This window comes from Nocardioides pocheonensis (assembly GCF_003725535.1).
Lineage (GTDB): Bacteria > Actinomycetota > Actinomycetes > Propionibacteriales > Nocardioidaceae > Marmoricola > Marmoricola pocheonensis.
The window spans coordinates 488,843-509,950 of the sequence record NZ_RJSF01000019.1 but is presented as its reverse complement, the minus strand read 5'-3'; the positions used below and the strand labels follow the sequence as shown (position 1 = coordinate 509,950).

Below are 21,108 nucleotides of genomic sequence, written 5' to 3'. Positions count from 1 at the left end.
GTCAGTGCCTCCCCGGTTCGTCGAGGTGCGTGCCGTTGCGCAGCGGCAGGAATCCGGACGGGACCGCCGGGTTGGGGAGGCCCAGGCACCACGGTCCGTGGCCGATCTCGCCGTACTGCGGGCGATCGGCGGTCGTGTAGGCCCGGCGCTGGGCGGCGTCCCACGACATCGACTGCCGCACCCGGTTGCCCTTGAAGATCTCGGCCAGCCGGCCGGTGTACCGGTCGGCGCCCTGCAGCAGGCAGGTGTACTCCGGGGAGTAGGTGTCGAGCAGCTTCATCAGCGGCGCGGCGACCTGGCCCTCCTGGATGATCCCCTTCTCGTTCGTCGTGAGGATCCTGGTCGAGACCTGCGACAGACTGGTCATCGAGGAGAAGAACCCGCTGAGCACGTGCTGCTCCTGGACCACGGTGCGCGCGGTCGTGGTGGCGTTCTTGAGCAGGTCGACGAGGTCCGGAGCGGCGAGCGCGTAGGTCTGGCTCACGGAGGCCAGGGACTGGAGGTCCTTGCGCAGCGTCGGCAGCTGGACGTTCATCGCCGCGAGGTAGGAGTCGAGGTCGTCCACGGTCCGGCCGAGCTGGTCTCCACGGCCCTGCAGCGCCGTCGCGAGCGCGTAGAGCGTGGAGTTGATGTCACCGGGACGGATCGAGCGCAGCAGGGGGAACAGGGTCGCGAGGACGTGCTGCAGCTCGACGCTCGTCGTGACGCGGGACGCCGGGATCACCGCGCCGTCGCGCAGCGGCGTCGAGGACGGCTGCGGCGGATCCACGAAGGAGACGTACTTCTGCCCGAACAGCGTGGTCGGGCGGATCTCGACCGTGACGTTGTCGGGGATCCTGCGCGCCTCACTCGGGTCGAGGCCGAGCTTGATCACGGCCTGGTGGCCGTCCTGGCTGACCGAGCGCACCTGGCCGACGAGGACGCCGTGGATGCGGACGTCGCCGAACTTCGGCAGCTGGAGGCCGGCCCGGTCGGCCTTGACGGTGACCATGGTCACCGGGGTGAACACCTTCTGGTAGATCGCGATCGACCCGGCGATCAGGAGCGCGACGGCCGTCATGAACCCGATGCCGGCGTACACGAGCCGCCGGTGCTCGGCCCGTGTGTCGTGGTGGATGTTGACCAGCATCAGGTCATGCCTCCCACGTCGCTGCCGTCGCGAGCGTCGCGAGACGCGGTGCACGGCAAGGCGGACGAAGGGAGCGGCCCGGGGTTGGCCGCTGACTGAGGACAACGCAGCCAGGCGCCGTGTAGCGCGGCGCGTAGCAGGCAGTGGGCGTGGGAGTCATGGCCTGGCCCTCACCCGGTGATCCGCACGGTCGTGGTGGAGCCCCAGATCGCAAAGCTCAGGAAGAAGTCCGCGACCACGACGGTGACGATCGACGTACGGATCGCCTTGCCGACCGCGACGCCCACGCCGGCCGGCCCGCCGGACGCGGTGTAGCCGTAGTAGCAGTGGATGAGGATGATCGCGACGGCCAGGACGATCAGCTTCGCGAACGACCAGAGCATGTCGATCGGCGGCAGGAACTGGATGAAGTAGTGGTCGTAGGTGCCGGGCGACTGGTGGTAGATCAGCGTCGTGATCAGCCGCGGGGACAGGTACGACGCGCACAGGGCGACGATGTAGAGCGGGATCACCGCGAGGAAGCCGGCGATCATCCGGGTGGTCACCAGGAACGGCAGCGACGGCACGCCCATCACCTCGAGGGCGTCGATCTCCTCGGAGATCCGCATCGCCCCGAGCCGGGCGGTGTAGCCGCACCCGACCGTGGCCGCAAGGGCGATCGAGGACACCAGCGGAGCCACCTCGCGCGTGTTGAAGTACGCCGAGATGAACGCGGTGAACTTCGCGACGCCGATCTGGCTCAGGGACGCGTAGCCCTGGATGCCGACCTCGGTGCCGGCGAAGAAGGCCATGAAGGCGATCACGCCGACGGTGCCCGCGATCACGGACAGGCCACCCACCCCGAACGCGACCTCGGCCAGCGTGTTCATGATCTCGCGCTTGTAGCGACCCACGGCGCGGGGCGTCCAGGCGAGCGCCTTGACGTAGAACAGCAGCTGGTCGCCACGCTCCTCGACGCGCGCGCGGCGTTCGCGGAGGAACTCGGTGCCGATCTCGGCGAGCTGGGCCACCGCGATCACATCCCGTTCTGGGGGACGATCTGGAAGTAGATCGCCGTGATGATGGAGTTCAGCGCGAACAGCACCATGAACGCGATGATCACGGACTCGTTGACGGCTCGTCCGACGCCGCTCGGCCCGCCGCCGGCGTTCAGCCCCTTGTAGGCGCCGACGATCGAGGCGAGGTAGCCGAAGAGCACCGCCTTGACCATGCTGATGTAGAGGTCGGGCAGCGACGCGAGGGCCGTGAAGGAGGAGAGGAACGCGCCGGCGGAGCCGCCCTGGACGATCACGGTGAAGAAGTAGCCGCCGCCGATGCCGGTCGCGATGACGATGCCGTTGATCATCGCCGACACGAAGACGGTGGCCAGGACGCGGGGCACGACCAGTCGCTGGATCGGGTCGACGCCGAGGACCTCCATGGCGTCGATCTCCTCGCGGATCTTGCGTGCGCCCATGTCGGAGCAGATCGCCGACCCGGCGGCTCCGGCGATGATCAGCGCGGCCGCGATCGGGGCAGCCTCCCGGACGACCGCGAGCACGGCGCTGGCTCCGGCGAACGACTGGGCGCCCAGCTGGCCGGTCAGGTTGCCCACCTGGAGGGCGATCACCGCACCGAACGGGATCGAGACCAGGATCGTGGGCATCAGCGTGACGCTGGTGATGAACCAGGCCTGCTCGATGAACTCCCGCGTCTGGAAGCGGCTGGTGAAGACGGCCTTGGTGACGTCGACGACCATCGCGGCGATCTCACCGGGTCCGCGGACCACGGACGCAACCGAGACCGCCACGTCACACCTCCCTTGATCCGCCCAGTCACCTTCACAGGGGCGCGAGCACGTGAACGACAAACCTAGAACACGTTCTCGTTTGCCGCAACCGGCGCCCCCGACCTGTACGAAATCAACGAGTTCGTCCGACTTTGGTTATGTCGCGGCGTGGGCCGCCGCCGGGCCGCCGGCTCCTAGACTGCGTCGGATGGACCCAGGACCGATGGCCCGGGAGGTGCGCCGGGTGCGCGAGCACCCGTCGGCGGTGCTGCTGGTCTGCCAGCTGCTCGCGGTGCTCCTCTACCCGTTCCTCTCCGACTCCTGGGAGGGCCGGGCGGTGCTCGGCGTGGTCAGCATGGTCGTGGTCGGCCTGGCCCTCTGGGCGGTGCGCCGTACGCCGGCGCTCAACCTGGTGGCGTTCTCCCTCGGCCTGCCCGCCCTGGTCTTCACGGTGCTCGACGCGGCACTCCCGCACAACGACGCGATCGGGCTGACCAGCGCGCTGCTGCACGCGCCGTTCTACTTCTACGTCTCCTACGCCATGATCCGGTACCTCTTCCACGACGACCACGTCACCCACGACGAGCTCTTCGCCACCGGCGCCGCGTTCACGGTGGTCGCCTGGGGTTTCACCTACGTCTTCGCGGCCGTCCAGATCGTCTGGCCGGGCTCGTTCGCCACGCCGGGCGGCGCCAGCGACCCCCGCGGATGGTTCGAGCTGCTCTACCTGTCGTTCACGACCCTGACGAGTGTCGGCCTGTCCGACGTGGCGCCGACGTTGGCGCACGCCCGCTCGGTGGTGATGCTGGAGCAGCTCGCCGGAGTGATGTACATCGCCCTGGTGGTCGCCCGGCTGGTCGGGCTCACGGTGCGCCGCGACCGCTGACGCGTCCTCGGTCAGTCAGTCGAGGCAGAACTCGTTGCCCTCGGGATCGCTCATGACGATGAAGCCGCCGCTCATCTCCTCGCCCGGCTCGAACCGGCCCGTCTCGCGGGCGCCGAGCGCGACCAGCCGGTCGCGCGCCTCTCCGAGCCGCTGCATCCGGGCCTCGCCCTCGAGCCCGGGTGCGGCCCGTACGTCGAGGTGCACGCGGTTCTTCGCGGTCTTGCCCTCCGGCACGCGCTGGAAGAACACGCGCGGGCCGCTCGCGCCCTCGGGCGGCACGATCGCGGACCGGTCGTTGCGCCGGTCCGCCGGAACGCCGAGGGAGTCGAGCGCGGCGTCCCAGGTGTCGAAGCCCGGAGGCGGCGGCTGCAGCCGGTAGCCGAGAGCGGCCGCCCAGAACTCCGCCTGGGCACCGGGGTCGGCGCAGTCGAAGGTGATCTGCACCTCGCGGACGGTGTCGCCGGTCGGGTCGGTCATCGGTCCTCCTGGTCCGGGTCGGCGGCCTCGCCGGCGACGGTCTCCCAGCCGGCCGGCCGATGCTTCTTCGGCAGGCCCTCGACGACGAGCCGGTAGGAGTCCTCCACGGCTTCGACCAGCTCGTCGTCCGGGATCGTGCCGCTCAGGGAGAGGGAGTTCCAGCCGGACCGGCCGATGTAGGCCATCACGGACGCGTCGTCGGGGTAGCGGTCGAGCCAGGCGTCGGCGACCTCGCGGCTCCGCCCGGCCTTCACGCCGACGGTGTCGGCTCCGAGGAAGGCGAAGATCTTGCCCCGCTCACCCTCCCCGACCTTGATCACGGGGTGGTCGTGCTCCCACGGGTTGTCCGGCCACGCGCCGGGCAGCGCGAGGCAGTGCTCCTGCAGGGCCTGCACGTCCATCAACCGGCGCCGGGCTCGCGCACCGTGCTCGACCGCTGCGGAGGGATGGCGGGCGCCTCGGGCGAGGGCGCCGAGCGGCGCACCACCTCGAGGAAGGCGTCCACCTCGCCGATGTCGTAGCCCTCGCGCAGGCGCACGTGTGCCAGCCGCGCCTCGTCCAGGACGGGGCCGACCGGCTCGCCGCGACCGAGCGCGGCCACGACCCGGTCGAGCAGGGCGTCGACGCCGGCCATGTCGTAGCCCTCGCGCACCCGGACCGGTCGGAAGGTCGCGTTCGTGATCGCCTCGACGAGGTCGCCGTACGCCTGGGTCATGGCCGCCTCCAGCGTGCGTGCCGGGCGGCGCTCATGAAGTGAGCGTCGTCCCGCGCGTGCGATGGCAAGGCGGACGAGGGAAGGCGGCCTGGTGCGGAGCGCAGCGGAGCGGCCGTCGACCGAGGACAACGCAGCCAGCGTGCGTGCGCGGCGGCGCTCACCGGGTGGCCTCCATCATCTGGCGCAACTCCTTCTTGAGCTCGGAGATCTCGTCGCGGAGCCGGGCGGCGACCTCGAACTGCAGCTCGGCGGCGGCGGCGTGCATCTGCTCGGTGAGCTGCTGGACCAGCTCGGCGAGGTCGCTGGAGGGCAGCCCGGCGGTGTCCGGCAGGCGGTCGTGCATGCGGGAGAGGCCGGGCACGGGCGCCTTCTTGCTCTTGTCGCCCCGGGCTCCGGTGCCCTGCCAGGTGGCCAGCAGCTCCTGGGTGCTCTCGTCCTCGCGGGCGAGCATCTCGGTGATGTCGGCGATCTTCTTGCGCAGCGGCTGCGGGTCGACACCGTGCGCGGTGTTGTAGGCGACCTGCTTGGCCCGGCGCCGGTTGGTCTCCTCGATGGCCTTCTCCATCGACGGGGTGATCTTGTCGGCGTACATGTGCACCTGGCCGGACACGTTGCGGGCCGCGCGCCCGATCGTCTGGATCAGGGACTTGTCCGAGCGCAGGAAGCCCTCCTTGTCGGCGTCGAGGATCGCGACCAGCGACACCTCCGGCAGGTCGAGGCCCTCGCGGAGGAGGTTGATGCCGACGAGCACGTCGTACTCCCCCAGCCGCAGGTCGCGGAGCAGCTCGATCCGCTTGAGCGTGTCGACCTCGGAGTGCAGGTAGCGCGTGCGGACGCCGTTCTCGAGGAGGTAGTCGGTGAGGTCCTCGGACATCTTCTTGGTCAGCGTCGTGACCAGGACGCGCTCGTTGCGCTCGACCCTGGCGTTGATCTCGCCGATCAGGTCGTCGATCTGGCCCTTGGTCGGCTTGATGATCACCTCGGGGTCGATCAGCCCGGTCGGCCGGATGATCTGCTCGACCACCTGCGGGACGCCGTCGGAGCCCGTGACCCGCGACAGCTCGTAGTCACCCGGGGTCGCCGAGAGGTAGATGGTCTGGCCGATCCGGTCGAGGAACTCCTCCCACTTCAGCGGTCGGTTGTCCATCGCGCTCGGCAGCCGGAACCCGTGGTCGACGAGGTTGCGCTTCCGCGACATGTCGCCCTCGTACATGCCGCCGATCTGCGGGACGGCGACGTGCGACTCGTCGACCACCAGCACGAAGTCCTCGGGGAAGTAGTCCAGCAGGCAGTTGGGGGCGCTGCCGCGGCTGCGGCCGTCGATGTGCATCGAGTAGTTCTCGATGCCGGAGCACGAGCCCACCTGCCGCATCATCTCGACGTCGTACGACGTGCGCATCCGCAGGCGCTGTGCCTCGAGGAGCTTGCCCTGCCGCTCGAAGAACGCCACCTGCTCCTCGAGCTCGGCCTCGATGCCGGCGATCGCGCGCTCCATGCGCTCCGGGCCGGCGACGTAGTGGGTCGCCGGGAACACGTAGAGCTCGGGGTCCTCGGTGAGCACCTCGCCGGTGACCGGGTGGAGCGTCATCAACCGCTCGATCTCGTCACCGAAGAACTCCACCCGGACGGCCATCTCCTCGTAGACCGGGAAGATCTCCAGGGTGTCGCCCCGCACGCGGAACGTGCCGCGGGTGAAGGACAGGTCGTTGCGGGTGTACTGGATCTGGACGAGCCGGCGCAGCACCTCGTCGCGGTCCATCTCCAGGCCGACCCGGAGCCGCAGCATCCGGTCGACGTACTCCTGCGGGGTGCCGAGGCCGTAGATGCACGACACCGTGGAGACCACGATCACGTCGCGCCGGGTGAGCAGCGAGTTGGTCGCGGAGTGCCGCAGCCGCTCCACCTCCTCGTTGATCGAGGAGTCCTTCTCGATGTAGGTGTCGGTCTGCGGGACGTAGGCCTCGGGCTGGTAGTAGTCGTAGTAGGAGACGAAGTACTCGATCGCGTTGTTCGGCATCAGCTGGCGCAGCTCGTTGGCGAACTGGGCCGCGAGCGTCTTGTTCGGCTGCATCACGAGCATCGGGCGCTGCAGCCGCTCCGCGGCCCAGGCCACGGTCGCGGTCTTGCCGGTGCCGGTGGCACCCAGCAGCACGACGTCCTTCTCCCCCGCGTTGATCCGCTGGTCGATCTCCTCGATCGCGGTCGGCTGGTCACCGGAGGGCACGTAGTCGGAGATCACCTCGAACGGCGCGACGCGGCGCTCGAGATCGGTGACGGGGCGCATGCTCCGAGCCTACGTGCCCGCGCCGACAGTCTCGTGGCCGCGCGGCGGTCGGCGTCGGCTGCCGGGCCGACCGCTAGATTTCGGACGTGAGCAGGCGCAGGCGGGCAGTCCGGTTCGCCGGCCGGGAGATCTGGCCGGTCGTGCGCCGCACGCTGCTCACGATCGTCGGCGTCCAGTTCCTGCTCGCGCTGGGTCTGACCCTGGTCGACTCCTGGCGGCGCCGCGGAAAGAAGCCGCAGCCGTTCACGACGCTGCCGCCCCAGGACGTGCAGATCGGGGACGGCACCGTCACGACGTACACCTACGGGCAGGACCTCTTCGAGGACATGCTGGCTGCGATCGAGTCGGCCCGGCAGATGGTGCTGTTCGAGACCTACATCTGGAAGGGCGACGCGATCGGCGAGCGGTTCAAGCGCGCGCTCGTGGCCGCCGCCGAGCGCGGGGTCGAGGTCTACGTCATCTACGACGCCTTCGCCAACATCGTGGTCGACCCGCGGTTCAAGACGTTCCCGCCCGTGCTCCGGGTGCTCCGCTACCCCGTCTACAACGCCGGCTGGCGGCCCTTCGACCTGCGCCGCTACGGGCGCGACCACCGCAAGGTCCTGGTCGTGGACGACGACGTCGCCTTCGTCGGCGGGTTCAACATCGGCTCGGCGTACGCGACGGAGTGGCGCGACACCCATGTGCGGATCACGGGGCCCGCCGTCTGGGACCTCAAGCGCTCGTTCGCCGACTTCTGGAACGACCACCGGCGCGGCCGCCGGCCGCTGCTGCTCGAGACCGCCGACCCGGCGTGGGAGCCCAGGATCCGGCTGCATCGCAACCTCCCCCGCCACTGGATGTTCCCGATCCGCGGCATGTACCTCGAGGCGATCAACCGGGCCCGCCGCAACATCTGGATGACGCACGCGTACTTCATCCCCGACCCCGACTTCGTCGAGGCGCTCAGCGCCGCGGCGGCGCGGGGCGTCGACGTGAAGATCCTCGTCCCCCGCACCTCGAACCACGTCGTGGCGGACTGGATCTCGCGCGGCTACTTCGGCCAGCTCCAGGCCGCGGGCGTGCAGATCCACCGCTTCGAGGGGGCGATGGTGCACGCCAAGACCGCCACCGTCGACGGCAACTGGTCGACCGTGGGCACCGCGAACATCGACCGGCTGAGCATGACCGGCAACTACGAGATCAACGTCGAGTTCATCGACCCGGGCATGGCCAAGGTGATGGAGGCCGTCTTCGTCTCCGACCTCGACCAGTCCTCCCACCTCTCCCCGCGCGACTGGAACGCGCGCGGCCTCCACCGCCGCTTCACCGAGGGCCTGCTCCGGCCGCTGCGGCACCTGCTCTGAGCCCGGACGCGGTCCCCGACCGGGCGTCGGACGGCTTGAGCAGGAACGCCAGCAGGTAGAGCCCCGCGACCACGACCAGCAGGTTGCGGTACCCGGTGAGCAGCGCGGCGTACTCGAGACAACCGCCCAGGATCGCGCCGAGCAGGTTGACGCCGAACGCCGCACGGGAGCTGTCCGACTCGGCGAAGCGCTTCGCGAAGGCGATGTTGGCCACGAAGATCGGCACGAACGCCTCCACGACCGCGACGACCAGCCGGGGCCAGAACGACAGTTGGAGCATCCACTCCGGCTTGACGAGGTAGGCGAGGGCCAGCCCGACCGCGACCAGCAGGAAGAGCACCCGCAGCGGCGGCGTGGGCAGTCGCCGAGTCGCCTCCACGGCGGCCAGCACGCTGAGCAGCACGCCTGCGAAGACCATGGCGTTGACGATCCAGGTGGTGCCGAACAGGTTGGCGAAGGTCGCGATGTTCTTGGTCTCCAGGAGCAGGAAGGCGGCTCCCATGCAGAACAGGTCGGCGTACGGACGCATCTGCCGGAAGGGGCCACCGACGGCGCGCACGAGGACCAGCGAGATCAGCAGGATGCCGCCCAGCGCCCACAGGTAGATGGCCGGCACCATGCCGCCGTCGTAGTACAGGAACGGTGCGTTGTCGTGCACCGGTGCCGGGTAGGACGCGGGCAGCAGGTGGTTGCCCGCCGTGCAGCGCTGGTCACGCGGGTCTCGCGCGACGGACACGACGGCCGTCGCCCCGGAGACCGTGTCGATGCACGGCGCGTGACCGAACGCCGCAGCCGCGGTGCCACCGAGCCGGTCGATCAGCCAGCTCTCGCGGTAGTAGTTGTACATCGCGAAGACGCCGTGGGCGGTCAGGTGGTCGCGCGCCGAGCGGAGCGCCTCCTCGGTGAACAGGAACGACTCGAGCCGGATCTGGGAGGCGCCGCTGACCAGCGCGAGGGAGTCCGGCAGGGCGAACAGGATCAGGTCGTACCGGTGGTCGGTGTTCTCGAGGAACGCGCGTCCGTCGTTGACGTGCCGGGTCACCCGCGGGTCCTGGTAGGCGTGGTCGGGGTTGCCCTTGACCCCGATCTCGACCAGGCGCGGGTCGATGTCGACCGCGTCGACGTGTCGGGCCCCTTCGGCCAGGGCGATCGCGACGTCGGAGCCTGACCCGGCGCCGACCACCAGGACGTTGCCGAGCGGCACGCTCTGGTCCCGGTGGGCGTACGGCGCACCGTAGATCGCCGAGGAGCGGGTGAGCTTCCACGACGCCGGCGACATGGACTGGTGGGGGACCCCGTTGACCGAGATGAAGACCCGGGTCACGCCGCCGCTCGTGTCGGTGCGCGTGGTGATCTTGTAGTACGGCGACCACGAGACGCCCGACGCGGTGCTCTCGGCCAGCAGGGCGCCGACGACGACCACGGCAGCCACCACGGCGAGCGGGCGGGCCCGGGCGCCGGCCAGAACGACGAGAGCCCCGGCGACCAGCACACCCCAGACCACCGACGGCGCCCAGACGAAGGACAGCAGCGTGAACAGCCCGATCCCGAGCAGCGAGCCGATCAGGTCCCAGCGGTAGGCGGTCAACGGGTCGAGGTCGGCGAAGCAGCGACCGACCGCCTCGGCCGGACCGGCCAGGATCGCGGCCGTGAGGAGGAAGACGATCGGCAGCACCAGCCACGCCGGAGGACCGGTCGTCCGGAGCGAGGTGAAGTAGATGACGTCGCTGCCGGCGCGGTCGATCGAGACGGGGAAGGCCCGCACGCCCGCCACCAGGACGGCGAGCAGTACCGCGGTCCAGGGGAGGATCGACCACGCCTCCCGCGCGATCAGGAAGCCGAGCCCGATGCCGAGGAACGAGCCGAGCAGCACGAAGTTCGTGAAGTACGAGAGGTGCACGATGTTGGCGCCCAGCCACCGGATCAGCGCGAGCTCGAGGAACAGCATCAGGCAGCTGGCGAGGACGAGCCGGGCGACCACCGGGCGCCGCTCCGGTCCGAGCGCTCCGGCGGCGGACCGCTCGGGGGCCGACTCCAGCCTGACGTCCACCCCGCGCTCCTTCCGCCCGCCCGGCCAGGAGACCGTTCTCGACGTCGTCGTGCGGACTCGCGCTGTCGGTCGAGGCGACGACGGCGGCTGATGCAGCCGCAGCCAACGTGGCACGGCGTGCCACGCGGTGGCAACCCTCCCGGGAGCCCGCGGTCAGCTCGACGACGTCGCGGCGACCACCTGGATCACGGTCTCGCCCGGGCACGAGGCCGACTCGCGGATCGCCCAGCGTCCGCGGTGGCCGTTGCCCTGCCACTCCGCCTCGGCGTCGTGGGCCTCGGTCTCGCCCGACTCGACCCGGAAGCCGCGGCCGACCACGTCGTGGTTCAGGAAGTCGAGGATCGACCGGAACGGAGAGGTCGAGATCGCCGTGACGATCGTGCCCTGGGCGCCGCGGTCCTCGACGTGGTAGACGGTCGTGCCCGGCGGGAACGGCCAGGCGTCGGGGAACTGCCCGCCGTACGGCGTCGCGACGGCGTGGGCGTCGGCGGCGCAGGTGGTGCGGTCGGCGGCCTTCTCGAGACCGTGCTCGCCCGACGTGCGCGTGCCCGACGCCCCGGACTGTCCCGCGCACGCGGACACGAGGAGGAGGGCGGCCGCCCCCCAGGGCGCGGCCGCCCGCAGATCCGGCCTCATCGCAGCTTCTTGGTCTTCTTGGTGGCCGTCGTGACCACCGGGTCGAAGGTCGAGAGCAGGGTCAGCCCCGAGCTCTGCCGCGCGATCGTCGGGTACGCCGTGCGCGTGTTCGTCCCGCCGGTCACGCACGAGCCGGTGCACCCGTCGGCGAACGCGACCTCGACCCGGCCGTGGTCGTCCATGGTCACGTCGATGAAGTCGAGCAGGTTCCGGTCGGCGCCGCAGGTCGTGCCGCCGGTGCAGATCGAGCCGACCTGGACCGGGTCGTTCGGGGTCGCGTCGGAGGTCACCCACGTCTGGCCACCGTCGTACGTGGTCGCGACGTACAGGTGCCAGACACCGTGGAAGTTGTTGATGTCCTGGTAGTTGCCGGCCGTCGTGGTGCCGAGGAAGGCGAACGCGGCCCGGTTGTCGTCGCCGGCGACCACGGTCGGGAACACCGCGTTCTTGATGCCCAGGTCGGTGCCGACCTGCTGGCCGTGGGCCCAGGTTTTGCCCTGGTCGGTGCTGGTCGCCACCGCCGGCACGCCGTCCGAGCCGACGCTGCCGAAGTACACGGTGCCGTTGGCGCCGATGCCGACCGAGGGGTCCGCGTCGCTGGCCGACGTGCCGGGCACGTTGCGCACGGTCCAGGAGGTGCCGTTGTCGGTGCTGACCGCGACCGCTGCAGTCGCTCCGCAGGACCGGTTCGGCAGGTAGGCGGTGCCGTCCGGGGCGACCTTGACGTGGCCGTGGATGCCGCCGCAGTCGAGCAGGCTGTACGTCGGCACGCCGGCGCCGAACGTCACGCCGCCGTCACGCGAGACGGCGCAGAACGCGGTCGCGATGTCCTGGCTGCAGTAGTAGACGGCGTTCGGGTACGTCGAGGTCGGCAGCGCTCCGACGCCGTTCGGGGAGTAGGGCCCGCCGCCGATCGTCTGGTGGTCGACGCCGCTCGGGATGCCGCCACCCTGCGAGGGAGACCAGCTGGCGCCGTCGTTGTCGGTGTAGCAGGTCAGCGAGTCGGCCCCGGAGAGCTGGGACTCCCAGGTGCGGCCGGTGGCCCGGTCGGTGAACAGGATCGGGTCGAGGCTGGTGGTGCTGCCCTGGGGGCAGCCGGTCGCCGCCTTCGCGGACACGTCGGACCACGAGGCCCTCGCGGGCGAGGTGGTGTCGTCGAAGGTGGCCTTCAGCGTCGCGAGCCCCGCCTGGTACAGCGTCGCGCCGGTCCTGGTGTCGAAGCCGATCGACGGCTCACCGGCGCCGTTCGGGTCGGCGATCGCCGGGTCGGCCGGGTAGTCGGTGAAGCCCGGCGGCGTGGCGGTGCCCGGGGCGGGGTTCACCGGCTTGGCCACCATCGACGCGGTCGCGCTGTAGGACTGGCCCAGGGGCGCGAACGGCACCACCCGGACGACGTAGTCGCCCGTGTTCGGCGGGACCGTGATCGTCTCGGGATCGGCGCTGCTGGCCGCCGTGGCCGCCAGGTTGCCGGCGGCGTCGTACAGGTAGACGTCGAAGTCGGCGGCGGTGTTGCTCCAGCCGACCTTGACCTGCACGTTGTGGCCCGTGTCGTAGCCCGCCGGCGCCGACACGTGGAGCGCGAAGTCGTCGCACGAGCCCGGGGCCGTGCAGTCGGGCTGGCCGGACGCCTGGGCCGTGACGTTCGCGGTCACGAAGGGCCCGCCGGTCCAGGTGACCGGGGCGCTCGTGTCGCTGAGCGTGCCGGAGTTCGGCGTGGCCGCCTCGGCGGTACCCAGACCGATCGCCCCGGCGACCAGGGCCGCCGTCGCGACGAGGGCCGTCATGATGCGCTTGCGTCGTACGGACATGTTCCCGAGTTCCTCTCGCCGACCGAGTGTGGCAAGCGGCTCAACGAATCTGCCGGCCGTGACGTTACGCACCAGTAACGGCACCTTCCGGTTCCGCTCGATGTCGCTAGGGTGCCTGCCATGTTCCGCGCACCCGTCCGTGACCTGCGTGGCAAGCGGGTCTTCCTGACCGGGGCGGCGAGCGGCATCGGGCGGGCCACCGCGCTCGCCGCCGCCCGCGAGGGCGCCCTGCTCCACCTGACCGACGTGGACGAGCCGCGCCTGATGGACGTGGTCGAGGAGCTCTGGGACGCCGGGGCGGAGGTCGCGTACGCCGCGCCCGTCGACGTCGCCGACCACGACGCGGTCCGGGCCATGGCGGCGGAGATCACCGACCGGCACGGCGCGATGGACGTGGTCATGAACATCGCCGGGATCGCCTCGTGGGGGACGATCCAGGCGATGCCGCACCGCACGTGGGAGCGGGTCCTCGACGTCAACCTGGTCGGGCCGATCACGGTGCTGGAGTACCTGGTCCCGCCGATGATCGCCGCGAGGCGCGGGGGCCAGGTGGTCAACGTGTCGTCGGCGGCCGGCATCATCGGGATGCCGTGGCACGCGGCGTACTCGGCGAGCAAGTTCGGCCTGCGCGGCGTCCCGAGGTGCTGCGCTTCGACCTCGCCCCGCACCGGATCGGCGTGACGCTGGTCTGCCCAGGTGGCGTCGACACCGGGCTCACCGAGACCGTGCAGATCGCCGGCGTGGACAACACCAGCACGCAGTTCCGGCGGTTGCAGGCGCAGTTCCGGCGGCGCGCGGTGTCCCCGGAGCACGCCGCCGAGGCGATCCTGCGCGGCGTGAAGCGCAACCGCTACTGGGTCTACACCTCCCCCGACATCCGGGTGGTCCACCTGCTCCAGCGGTGGTTCCCGCCTGCCTACGTGCTGGCGATGACCGTGATGAACCGGGTCGCGAACCGGGCGCTCCCGCAGGTGGGGCGTGCCGTGCGGGACGACGCGTGACGCCGGCGGGTGGTCCGCGGATCGCCCCCGGGACGCGTCGCGAGCTCGGGCTGCCGATCTGGCTGCTCAGCCGGCTCGCCGGCCGCGCCACCCGCACGCGGCCGCCCGCGATCTTCACCACGCTCGGCCGCGGTCGCGGCCTGTTCTGGGGCTGGCTGCACTTCGCCGGCCGGCTGATGCCCGGCGGCCGGTTGCCGCGCCGGGAGACCGAGCTGGTGATCCTGCGGGTCGCGACCGTGCGGGGCTGCGCCTACGAGCGCGAGCACCACGTGCGCCTCGGCGCCCGGGCGGGCGTCTCGGCGGCCGACCTCGCCAGGGTGGAGGTCGGAGCGACGGCGGCCGGCTGGACGGACCGCGAGCGGCTCCTGATGCGGGTGACCGACGAGCTGCTCACCACGCGCGACCTGTCCGACGACACGTGGACGACCCTGCGGGCGACGTACGACGAGCGCAGCGTGATCGAGCTGCTGCTGCTCGTGGGCCACTACGACATGCTCGCCACGACGCTGACCACCCTGCGGCTCCGCCCGGACCCCCACCGCTAGGTCCGCGGCGGTCGCTACTGCACCGGGCCCGGCGCGTGCGCAGCGCCCCGCTGCAGGTTCTCCTCCGAGGCGGAGCACTGACCCGTCGTCACCAGCGGGCGGCGCACGGGGTCCTTGGGGTTGCGGCGAGGAGTGCCGTAGTCGCACCGGGTGCTGCGCTGCGGGATCCCCTCGATCAGCAGCTGGCCGTCGTGGACCGCCTCACCGAGCACGCCGATCCCGGGACCGTAGGTCGACAGGATGCCGCCGAGGTGGGGGGCGTAGGGCCGGAAGAGGTCGGTGAACCGCACCGCCGTGCCCAGGAAGCCGGGGGCGAGCTCCTCGGCGTCGGCGAGCAGCTGCTGGAGCTGGTCGATCTGGTGGGGCGCCGCCTTCAGGGTGGCGCGGAGCTCGGGGTCGTAGTCCTTGAGGAAGGCGGCGAACGCGCGCGACGACCGCGCGAGCACGCGCAGGTCGTCGGCCTGCGCGGGCGCGATGTCGAGCACCGGGCCGCTGTTGTCGATCAGCCGGTTGGTCTGGGGCCACAGCCGGTCGAGCTCGGCCAGCAGCGCGGCGCCCTGGTCGACGAGCCGGCCGACGTCCTGGCCGGTGCCGGCCAGTCCGGTCGCGAGCTGCGACAGCAGCGTGTGCAGCTTCTGGTCGTCGACCTGGCCGAGCAGCCGGTTGACGCTGATCACCGTCGACGCGAGCGTCTTGGGGAGGTCGGTGGCGGTCGCGGGCACGACGGACCCGTCACGCAGGTAGGGCCCGGACCGGGTCTGCGGCTGGAAGTCGAGGTACTGCTCCCCGACCGGCGAGAGGCTGCGCACCTTCGCGACCGACCGGACCGGGATCGGGTCGGAGGAGGTCAGCGAGACCATCGCCACCACCCCGCGGGGCGTGAGGTCGATGGAGCGGACCTTGCCGACCTTGACCCCGCGGTAGGTGACCGCCGAGCCCTCGAAGAGCCCGCCGGTGGAGGCCAGCTCGACTCTCACGGTCTTCGTCCGGTGCAGCAGCGGCGTGTCGAGCACGGAGCCGAAGAGGTACGCGAGGGTGAGCGCGAAGACCGCGGCCACGCCGAACAGGCTCTGCCAGAGGCGGTCACGCAGGACGTCCCCGACGGTGGTGTGCCGCACCTTCTGGGTGCGGGGGCGGCCGACGGGTCCGGGCTCCGGGGCGCTCACTTGCCACCTCCGAGGAGGTCGAGCAGCCCCGTCAGCGGGCTGGTCGTGGTTGCCGCGGACGGGGAGGTGGAGGTCTTGGTCGTGGAGGTGCCGCCGAACAGTCCACCGAGCAGCCCGCCCAGGCCGCCGGAGCCGCCGCCGGTGGTGCCGGTGCCCGGGTCGGCCACGCTGCCGGGTGCGCCGAGGAGCGTGGGCAGGGTGACCTTGTCCAGCTGCATCTCCAGCTTCATGTTCGCGTAGTCACCGGGGATCGCGGCGTTGAGGTTGTCGCTCAGCGACACCAGCGCGTCGAGCGAGGGCCGGAGGGTGTCGCGGTTCGCGAGGAACTCGTCGAGCACCGGCGAGACCTGCTGCAGCATCTGCAGGATCTGGGCGCGGGTCGCGCCCACCACGCCGTTCGCAGTGCTGGAGAACTCGTCCAGCTTGGCGAGCAGCCGGGTGAGCCCGGGCGTGTTGCGACGCAGCACGCGCGCCGCCGGCCGGATGTCGGTCATCGCGGCGTCGATCGTCGCCCGGTTGGCGCGCAGCACCTGCGAGACGGTGGCGAGCGCGGTCAGGGCGCGGTCGACGTCGGCCGTCGTGGCGTTCGCCTCGCCGAGGAAGGTGTCCGCGCGCTGCATCAGCTGGCGCACCGTGTCCTCGCGGCCGCCGAACGCGGTGTTGAGCTCCTCGGTGACGGTCTGGAGCTGGTTCAGTCCCCCGCCGTTGACCAGCAGCGACGCCGAGGCGAGGGCGTCCTCGACCGTCGGAGCGGTGCTGGACCGGTCGACCGCGAGCGTGGCGCCGTCGTGCAGGAGAGGGCCCTGATCGGGGTTGGTGACGTCGACGAACAGCTCGCCCAGCGGGGTGGTGTACCGGAGCCGTGCGCTGGCCGTGGCGCGCATCTGCGCGGACCGGCGTACGTCGAGCACGGCGATCGCCTTGAAGTCCTTGGCCGAGACCGACCTGACCTTGCCGGAGCTGACTCCGTTGATCCGCACCTGCGCGCCGCGGGCGAGGTTGAGCGCCTCGTCGAACTGGACCTTGACCTCGATCGTGTCGCCGTGGACGCCCGAGCCGGGGAGCGGCAGGTCGGACATCGTCGGTCCGCAGCCGCTCAGCACCACGGAGCCGACGACCACCGCCGCCGCGGCGGCCAGGCGCCTCACTTCTTGCCCCCGGTGAGCAGCGAGAGCAGGTTCTGCAGGTTCAGCAGCGACGGGCCGAACTGCGCGCAGTAGTCGGTCGCCGACCGGCTGCACGCGGCGTTGATCGCGCCACCGAGCGGCGTGATCACCATGGGGTCGACCCGCACGCGCAGGCGTCCGTGGTGGAGGATCGCCCGCAGGTTCTGCAGAGTCAGCGGCATCACCCGCAGGATCTCGGTGAGGTCGCCGCGCTTGCCGAGCATCGAGCTCATCACCGCGGTGCTGCGGTCCAGCGACGTGGCCAGCTCCTGACGGTTGCGGTGCGCGAAGTCCGCGACCAGCGCCACCGCTCGGCTCAGCGCCCGGAGCGCTGCCCGGAAGTTGGTGCGCTCGTCGGCCAGGAGCCGGCTGGCGCGGCTCACCTGGGTGACGAAGTCCCGCACCAGCTGCTGGTTGGCGGCGATCGTGCCGGTGAGCGTGTCGAGGGACGTCACGGTGCCGCCGATGTTCTCGCGCTGCCCGGAGATCGAGCTCACCGCTGCCGAGAGCGACGTGATCGCGCGGTTGAACAGCACGCCCTTGCCGTCGACGGCCTTCGAGCCGGAGTCGAGGATGCTCGCGATCGCGCCGCGGGTGCCCTTGGCTCCGGCGATGCCGGTCGCGAAGGAGTTGAGCGCCGCGAGCACCTCGTCGAAGTCGACGGGCGTGCGGGTCAGCGGCTCCGGGATCACCGCTCCGTCGGCGAGACGGGGGCCCGAGTGGTAGACCGGCGTCAGCTCGACGTACCGGTCGGTGGCGACGGACCGGGCGACCACGACCGCGCCGACGCCGGCGGGCAGCGGCTGGCTGCGGTCGACGGTCATGGTGACGCGCACGTGGGTGCCCTCGGGACGGATCGACGTCACCTTCCCCACCGGTACGCCGAGCACACCCACGTCGTTGCCGACGAAGAGCCCGGCCGAGTCGGACATCAGCGCGGTGACCGTGATCCGGTTGCCCGGGAGGGGCGTGCACCCGGAGAGCCCGACCAGGGTGACGAGCACCAGGGCGAGCCGGAGGAGCGTGCGCAGCGGCCGGGACATCAGCAGGCCCCCAACCGACAGGTGACGTCGTCCGGCGGGAGCGCCGGGTCCTTCAGCCAGAGGTCGCCCCACGCCCCGTTGCCGGTGGCGTTGGCGAAGTAGCGCACCGTGGGGGCGATCTTGTCGAGCACGTCCTTGAGCACGGCGTCCTCGTCGCGGAGCGTGCCGAGCACGGCGTTGAGCTGGCGCAGCGCCGGCCCCATGTCGTCATTGGTCTGCTGCACGATGCCGGCCAGGTTGTCGGAGAGCGTGGTGGTCTCGGTCAGGAGCGTGTGGATCGCGGCACGCCGGCGGGTGATCTCGTCGATGACCAGGTTCGCCTGCTTCATCAGCCCGACCACGTCCGTGCTGCTCGCGGCGAGCTGGCCGGTCACCTGCCGCGCCGCCGCGAGGAGGGCCCCGGTCTGGTCGCTCCTGCTCTGGACGAGCTCGGAGAGCCGGGCGATGCCGGTGAGCGCCGGACCGATCTGGTCGCTGCTGGCGGACAGCGTGCGGCTCGCCTCCGTGAGCGCCTTGGCGAGCAGCTCGGGATCGAGCTGCTCGAGCTTCGCGGTGCCCTTCTCGAGCACGTCCTGCAGGTTGAACGGCACCGAGGTGCGGGACAGCGGGATCCGCTCCAGCTGCCCCGAGCCGGCCGGCGTGACCGCGAGGTAGTGCGTGCCGAGCAGGGTGGCGACCTTCACCGCAGCGGTGGTGCGGTCGCCGAGGTCGATGCCCTTGTCCACGACGAACCGCACCAGGACGGTGTCGCCGTCGAGCCGGATGGACTTCACCTCGCCCTTCGGCACGCCGTACACCTCGACGTCCTCGCCGACGCGGAGACCGGCCGTCTGGGCGAGCACCGCGGTGTAGCTGCGCGCGCCGAAGGGCACGAACGTCACCAGCACGACCAGGAGACCGACGACGAGGCCGCCGGCGATCGCCACCAGGCCGATCCGGAACGGGTCCCGGGCTCCGAGCGCCTTCATCGGCAGACCTCCGACCAGGGACCGTTCGCGGTGCCGTTCAGGTTGAGCTTCAGGCTGCCGACGTCGGTGATCACCGAGCAGAAGTAGATGTTCACGGCGTTCTCGTAGGAGCTGGCCCGGCCGAGCGCGGCGAGCGTCGTCCCGAAGGAGCCGACCGCCGCGACGAACTGCTGCTTGCTGGCCAGGAACAGGTTCATCACGGCCAGGAACCGCTTGACGGCCCGCACGGTGGGCATCCGGGCCTGCTGGAGGAGGTCGGAGGTCGAGCCGATCAGCTGGCTCATGCCGTCGATCGACGCCCCGATCGACCTCCGGTCGCGGGCCAGGCCGGTCATGAGGGCGCGCAGCTCCTTGACGGTGTCCTGCAGCTGGGCGCCCCGCCCGGCGAGGTCGGTGAGCACCGGGGTCAGGTTGTCCAGCACCTGCCCGAAGACCTGGTCACGGTCGGCGAGGAAGTTGGTCAGCCGCCCGGTCTGGGCGAGCAGCGACTCGACCGTGCCGCCCTCGCCCTGGAGCACCTTGACCAGCGACGTCGCGAGCGCGTTCACGTCGTCGGGGCGCAGCGCCTCGAACAGCGGCCGGAAGCCGTTGAGCAGCTCGGTGAGGTCGAAGCCGGGACTGGTCCGTGCGAGCGGGATCGTGGCACCGGCCGGCAGCCGCGGGCCGCGGTCGGCGTCCTGGACCAGCGCGAGGTACCGCTGGCCGAGGAGGTTCTGGTAGCGCATCACCAGCTTGGTGGTGGTCAGCAGCGGCTGGTCGGTGGTGACCTGGAAGGCCACCTCGGCGCCCCCGTGGGCGACCGCGATGCTCTGCACCCGGCCGACCCGTACGCCGGCCACCCGGACGTCGTCGCCCACCCGGAGGCCCGCCACGTCGGTGAACTCCGCGCGGTAGGCGTTCGTGCGGCCGCTCACCCCGTTGACCATCGTGTTGAACAGCACGACCGCGAGCAGCACGCTGACGAGGGCGAAGACGGCGAACTTCACCACGATCCAGCGGAACCCGGCGATCATCGGCCACCTCCCGTCGTGCGGGCAGCGCCCGGGCAGTTGTCCCCGTGGGCCGGGCCGACCCTCGGGCAGTCGGCTGCGGTGTAGTACGGCGGCACGTCGAGCAGGAACGTCGTGACCGCGTTGATGTAGCCGTGCTGGACGATCGTGGCCACCTTGGCGGCGAGCTCGGTGTTCGTCCGGATCGCGCCGGTGATGCCGGCCTGCCGGTTGGTGTGCACGACGTCGAGCAGCAGGGCTGCGTTGTCGATGAAGCGGATCAGGTCCGCGCGGTGCGCCTGCAGGAACGCCGTCGCCCGGGTGGAGAGGTTGGTGGCACCGTCGAGGAGCCCGGCGATCGCCTCGCGCTGCTGCACGACCGTGCGGGCGGTGGTGAGCGCGTCGGCGGTGGCGGCGAGCAGGTCGGGGGCGATCTCGGCGACCAGCTCGAGGTTGGCGGCGAGCTTGCGCAGGTCGGCGCGGACGACCGGCATCTTCGGGTTGAGCCGCGCCAGGTACGCCGAGGCCCGGTCGATCGTCGTGCCGATCTGGGCGCCACGGCCGTCGAGGGCCTGCGCGACCGAGCCGATCGCCGACGCCAGGTCGGCCGGCCCCACCGCCTTGACCAGCCGGTCGATGTCGTCGAGGGCCTGCTGCAGCTCGAGCGTGCCCTGGGTGCGGTCGGCGGGGATCACGGCGCCTTCGCGAAGGGCCTGCGTGGAGGGGGTCCCGTGGGTCGCGAGGTCGACGTAGGACGTGCCGAAGACGGTGGCCGGCAGGATGCGGGCGACCACGTTCTGCGGCACCTCGTCGAGCCGATGACCGCGGAAGGCGATCCGCACTCGCACTCCCCCGTCGGGGCCGCGGCTGATGTCGTCGACCGAGCCGACGATCACGCCGCGGACCTTCACGTCCGCGCCGGCGCCGAGCGAGCCGCCGGCGTCGGCGAGCTGGGCGGAGACGTGCGCCGGCCCGCCGTACGCGCCGGAGGAGTGCAGCCACACCAGGACGAGCAGCAGCGCGCCGGCCACGACGACGACCACGCCGCGCCGGGCGTAGTCCGAGCGCCGCAGGTCGCGACGCGGGCGGCCGCCGCCGCGCGGGAGGGCTCGTGCTCCGGTCATCGGACGC

Annotated in this window: 21 protein-coding genes; 5 read left to right on the top strand and 16 right to left on the bottom strand. The window is 71.3% G+C overall.

Going from position 1 to position 21,108, the window contains the following annotated elements:
- Position 1: 1 nt before the first annotated feature.
- The 3 genes from EFL26_RS08245 to EFL26_RS08235 form a co-directional block, all read right to left on the bottom strand.
- Positions 2-1,129, bottom strand: a complete 1,128-nt coding sequence (locus tag EFL26_RS08245) for an MCE family protein (protein ID WP_123222376.1) — start codon at positions 1,127-1,129, stop codon at positions 2-4.
- A 170-nt stretch (positions 1,130-1,299) separates the two neighbouring features.
- Positions 1,300-2,139, bottom strand: a complete 840-nt coding sequence (locus EFL26_RS08240) for an MlaE family ABC transporter permease (RefSeq protein WP_123222464.1) — start codon at positions 2,137-2,139, stop codon at positions 1,300-1,302.
- Positions 2,140-2,144: 5 nt separating this feature from the next.
- Positions 2,145-2,918, bottom strand: coding sequence for an MlaE family ABC transporter permease (locus EFL26_RS08235; protein ID WP_246000083.1), 774 nt, complete (start codon positions 2,916-2,918; stop codon positions 2,145-2,147).
- 187 nt (positions 2,919-3,105) lie between these two features.
- Between EFL26_RS08235 and EFL26_RS08230 the strand changes: the two genes are divergently transcribed.
- Entirely contained in the window at positions 3,106-3,783 is a 678-nt protein-coding gene (locus tag EFL26_RS08230) for an ion channel (protein ID WP_246000082.1), read from the top strand.
- A 15-nt stretch (positions 3,784-3,798) separates the two neighbouring features.
- Here the strand turns inward: EFL26_RS08230 and EFL26_RS08225 are convergent, their stop codons facing one another.
- The 4 genes from EFL26_RS08225 to uvrB form a co-directional block, all read right to left on the bottom strand.
- Entirely contained in the window at positions 3,799-4,260 is a 462-nt protein-coding gene (locus tag EFL26_RS08225) for a VOC family protein (RefSeq protein ID WP_123222374.1), read from the bottom strand.
- Positions 4,257-4,661: an MmcQ/YjbR family DNA-binding protein gene (locus tag EFL26_RS08220; protein ID WP_123222373.1), complete on the bottom strand. Its 405-nt coding sequence runs from the start codon at positions 4,659-4,661 to the stop codon at positions 4,257-4,259. Before EFL26_RS08220 ends, EFL26_RS08225 begins: the two co-directional genes overlap by 4 nt.
- Positions 4,661-4,975 carry a DivIVA domain-containing protein gene (locus tag EFL26_RS08215; RefSeq protein WP_123222372.1) on the bottom strand — a complete coding sequence of 105 codons (315 nt, stop codon included), beginning with the start codon at positions 4,973-4,975 and terminating at the stop codon, positions 4,661-4,663. The genes EFL26_RS08220 and EFL26_RS08215 overlap by 1 nt, the downstream gene beginning before the upstream one ends.
- A 157-nt stretch (positions 4,976-5,132) precedes the next feature.
- Positions 5,133-7,259 (bottom strand): excinuclease ABC subunit UvrB, encoded by a 2,127-nt coding sequence (gene uvrB, locus EFL26_RS08210; RefSeq protein ID WP_123222371.1) that lies wholly within the window; start codon positions 7,257-7,259, stop codon positions 5,133-5,135.
- An 86-nt stretch (positions 7,260-7,345) separates the two neighbouring features.
- On the opposite strand from uvrB, the gene EFL26_RS08205 reads away from it, so the two are divergent.
- Positions 7,346-8,605 (top strand): phospholipase D-like domain-containing protein, encoded by a 1,260-nt coding sequence (locus EFL26_RS08205; RefSeq protein WP_246000081.1) that lies wholly within the window; start codon positions 7,346-7,348, stop codon positions 8,603-8,605.
- Here the strand turns inward: EFL26_RS08205 and EFL26_RS08200 are convergent.
- The 3 genes from EFL26_RS08200 to EFL26_RS08190 form a co-directional block, all read right to left on the bottom strand.
- Positions 8,565-10,655 (bottom strand): spermine/spermidine synthase domain-containing protein, encoded by a 2,091-nt coding sequence (locus EFL26_RS08200; protein WP_221176873.1) that lies wholly within the window; start codon positions 10,653-10,655, stop codon positions 8,565-8,567. The two genes, EFL26_RS08205 and EFL26_RS08200, sit on opposite strands and share 41 nt — an antisense overlap.
- Before the next feature lie 153 nt (positions 10,656-10,808).
- Positions 10,809-11,291: a hypothetical protein gene (locus tag EFL26_RS08195; RefSeq protein WP_123222370.1), complete on the bottom strand. Its 483-nt coding sequence runs from the start codon at positions 11,289-11,291 to the stop codon at positions 10,809-10,811.
- A complete protein-coding gene (locus EFL26_RS08190; protein ID WP_123222369.1) occupies positions 11,288-13,099 on the bottom strand; it encodes a sialidase family protein in 1,812 nt (603 codons plus the stop codon). The genes EFL26_RS08195 and EFL26_RS08190 overlap by 4 nt, the downstream gene beginning before the upstream one ends.
- 120 nt (positions 13,100-13,219) lie before the next feature.
- Here EFL26_RS08190 and EFL26_RS24655 point away from each other — a divergent pair, with 120 nt between their 5' ends.
- The 3 genes from EFL26_RS24655 to EFL26_RS08180 are packed head-to-tail and all read left to right on the top strand — an operon-like array spanning position 13,220 to position 14,645.
- Positions 13,220-13,780 (top strand): SDR family NAD(P)-dependent oxidoreductase, encoded by a 561-nt coding sequence (locus EFL26_RS24655; RefSeq protein ID WP_246000080.1) that lies wholly within the window; start codon positions 13,220-13,222, stop codon positions 13,778-13,780.
- A complete protein-coding gene (locus tag EFL26_RS24650; RefSeq protein ID WP_246000079.1) occupies positions 13,741-14,100 on the top strand; it encodes a Rossmann-fold NAD(P)-binding domain-containing protein in 360 nt (119 codons plus the stop codon). Before EFL26_RS24655 ends, EFL26_RS24650 begins: the two co-directional genes overlap by 40 nt.
- Positions 14,097-14,645 carry a carboxymuconolactone decarboxylase family protein gene (locus EFL26_RS08180; RefSeq protein WP_123222368.1) on the top strand — a complete coding sequence of 183 codons (549 nt, stop codon included), beginning with the start codon at positions 14,097-14,099 and terminating at the stop codon, positions 14,643-14,645. Before EFL26_RS24650 ends, EFL26_RS08180 begins: the two co-directional genes overlap by 4 nt.
- A gap of 14 nt (positions 14,646-14,659) precedes the next feature.
- On the opposite strand, the gene EFL26_RS08175 is transcribed toward EFL26_RS08180, so the two are convergent.
- Genes EFL26_RS08175 through EFL26_RS08150 form a run of 6 tightly spaced genes read right to left on the bottom strand, consistent with a single transcriptional unit; the run spans position 14,660 to position 21,101 of the window.
- Positions 14,660-15,811, bottom strand: a complete 1,152-nt coding sequence (locus EFL26_RS08175) for an MCE family protein (protein WP_123222367.1) — start codon at positions 15,809-15,811, stop codon at positions 14,660-14,662.
- Positions 15,808-16,959 (bottom strand): MCE family protein, encoded by a 1,152-nt coding sequence (locus EFL26_RS08170; protein WP_183408086.1) that lies wholly within the window; start codon positions 16,957-16,959, stop codon positions 15,808-15,810. The genes EFL26_RS08175 and EFL26_RS08170 overlap by 4 nt, the downstream gene beginning before the upstream one ends.
- Positions 16,956-18,020, bottom strand: coding sequence for an MCE family protein (locus tag EFL26_RS08165; protein WP_123222365.1), 1,065 nt, complete (start codon positions 18,018-18,020; stop codon positions 16,956-16,958). The genes EFL26_RS08170 and EFL26_RS08165 overlap by 4 nt, the downstream gene beginning before the upstream one ends.
- A complete protein-coding gene (locus tag EFL26_RS08160; protein ID WP_123222364.1) occupies positions 18,020-18,988 on the bottom strand; it encodes an MCE family protein in 969 nt (322 codons plus the stop codon). Before EFL26_RS08160 ends, EFL26_RS08165 begins: the two co-directional genes overlap by 1 nt.
- Positions 18,985-20,001 (bottom strand): MCE family protein, encoded by a 1,017-nt coding sequence (locus EFL26_RS08155; RefSeq protein WP_123222363.1) that lies wholly within the window; start codon positions 19,999-20,001, stop codon positions 18,985-18,987. The genes EFL26_RS08160 and EFL26_RS08155 overlap by 4 nt, the downstream gene beginning before the upstream one ends.
- Positions 19,998-21,101 (bottom strand): MCE family protein, encoded by a 1,104-nt coding sequence (locus tag EFL26_RS08150; RefSeq protein WP_123222362.1) that lies wholly within the window; start codon positions 21,099-21,101, stop codon positions 19,998-20,000. The genes EFL26_RS08155 and EFL26_RS08150 overlap by 4 nt, the downstream gene beginning before the upstream one ends.
- Positions 21,102-21,108 lie beyond the last annotated feature (7 nt).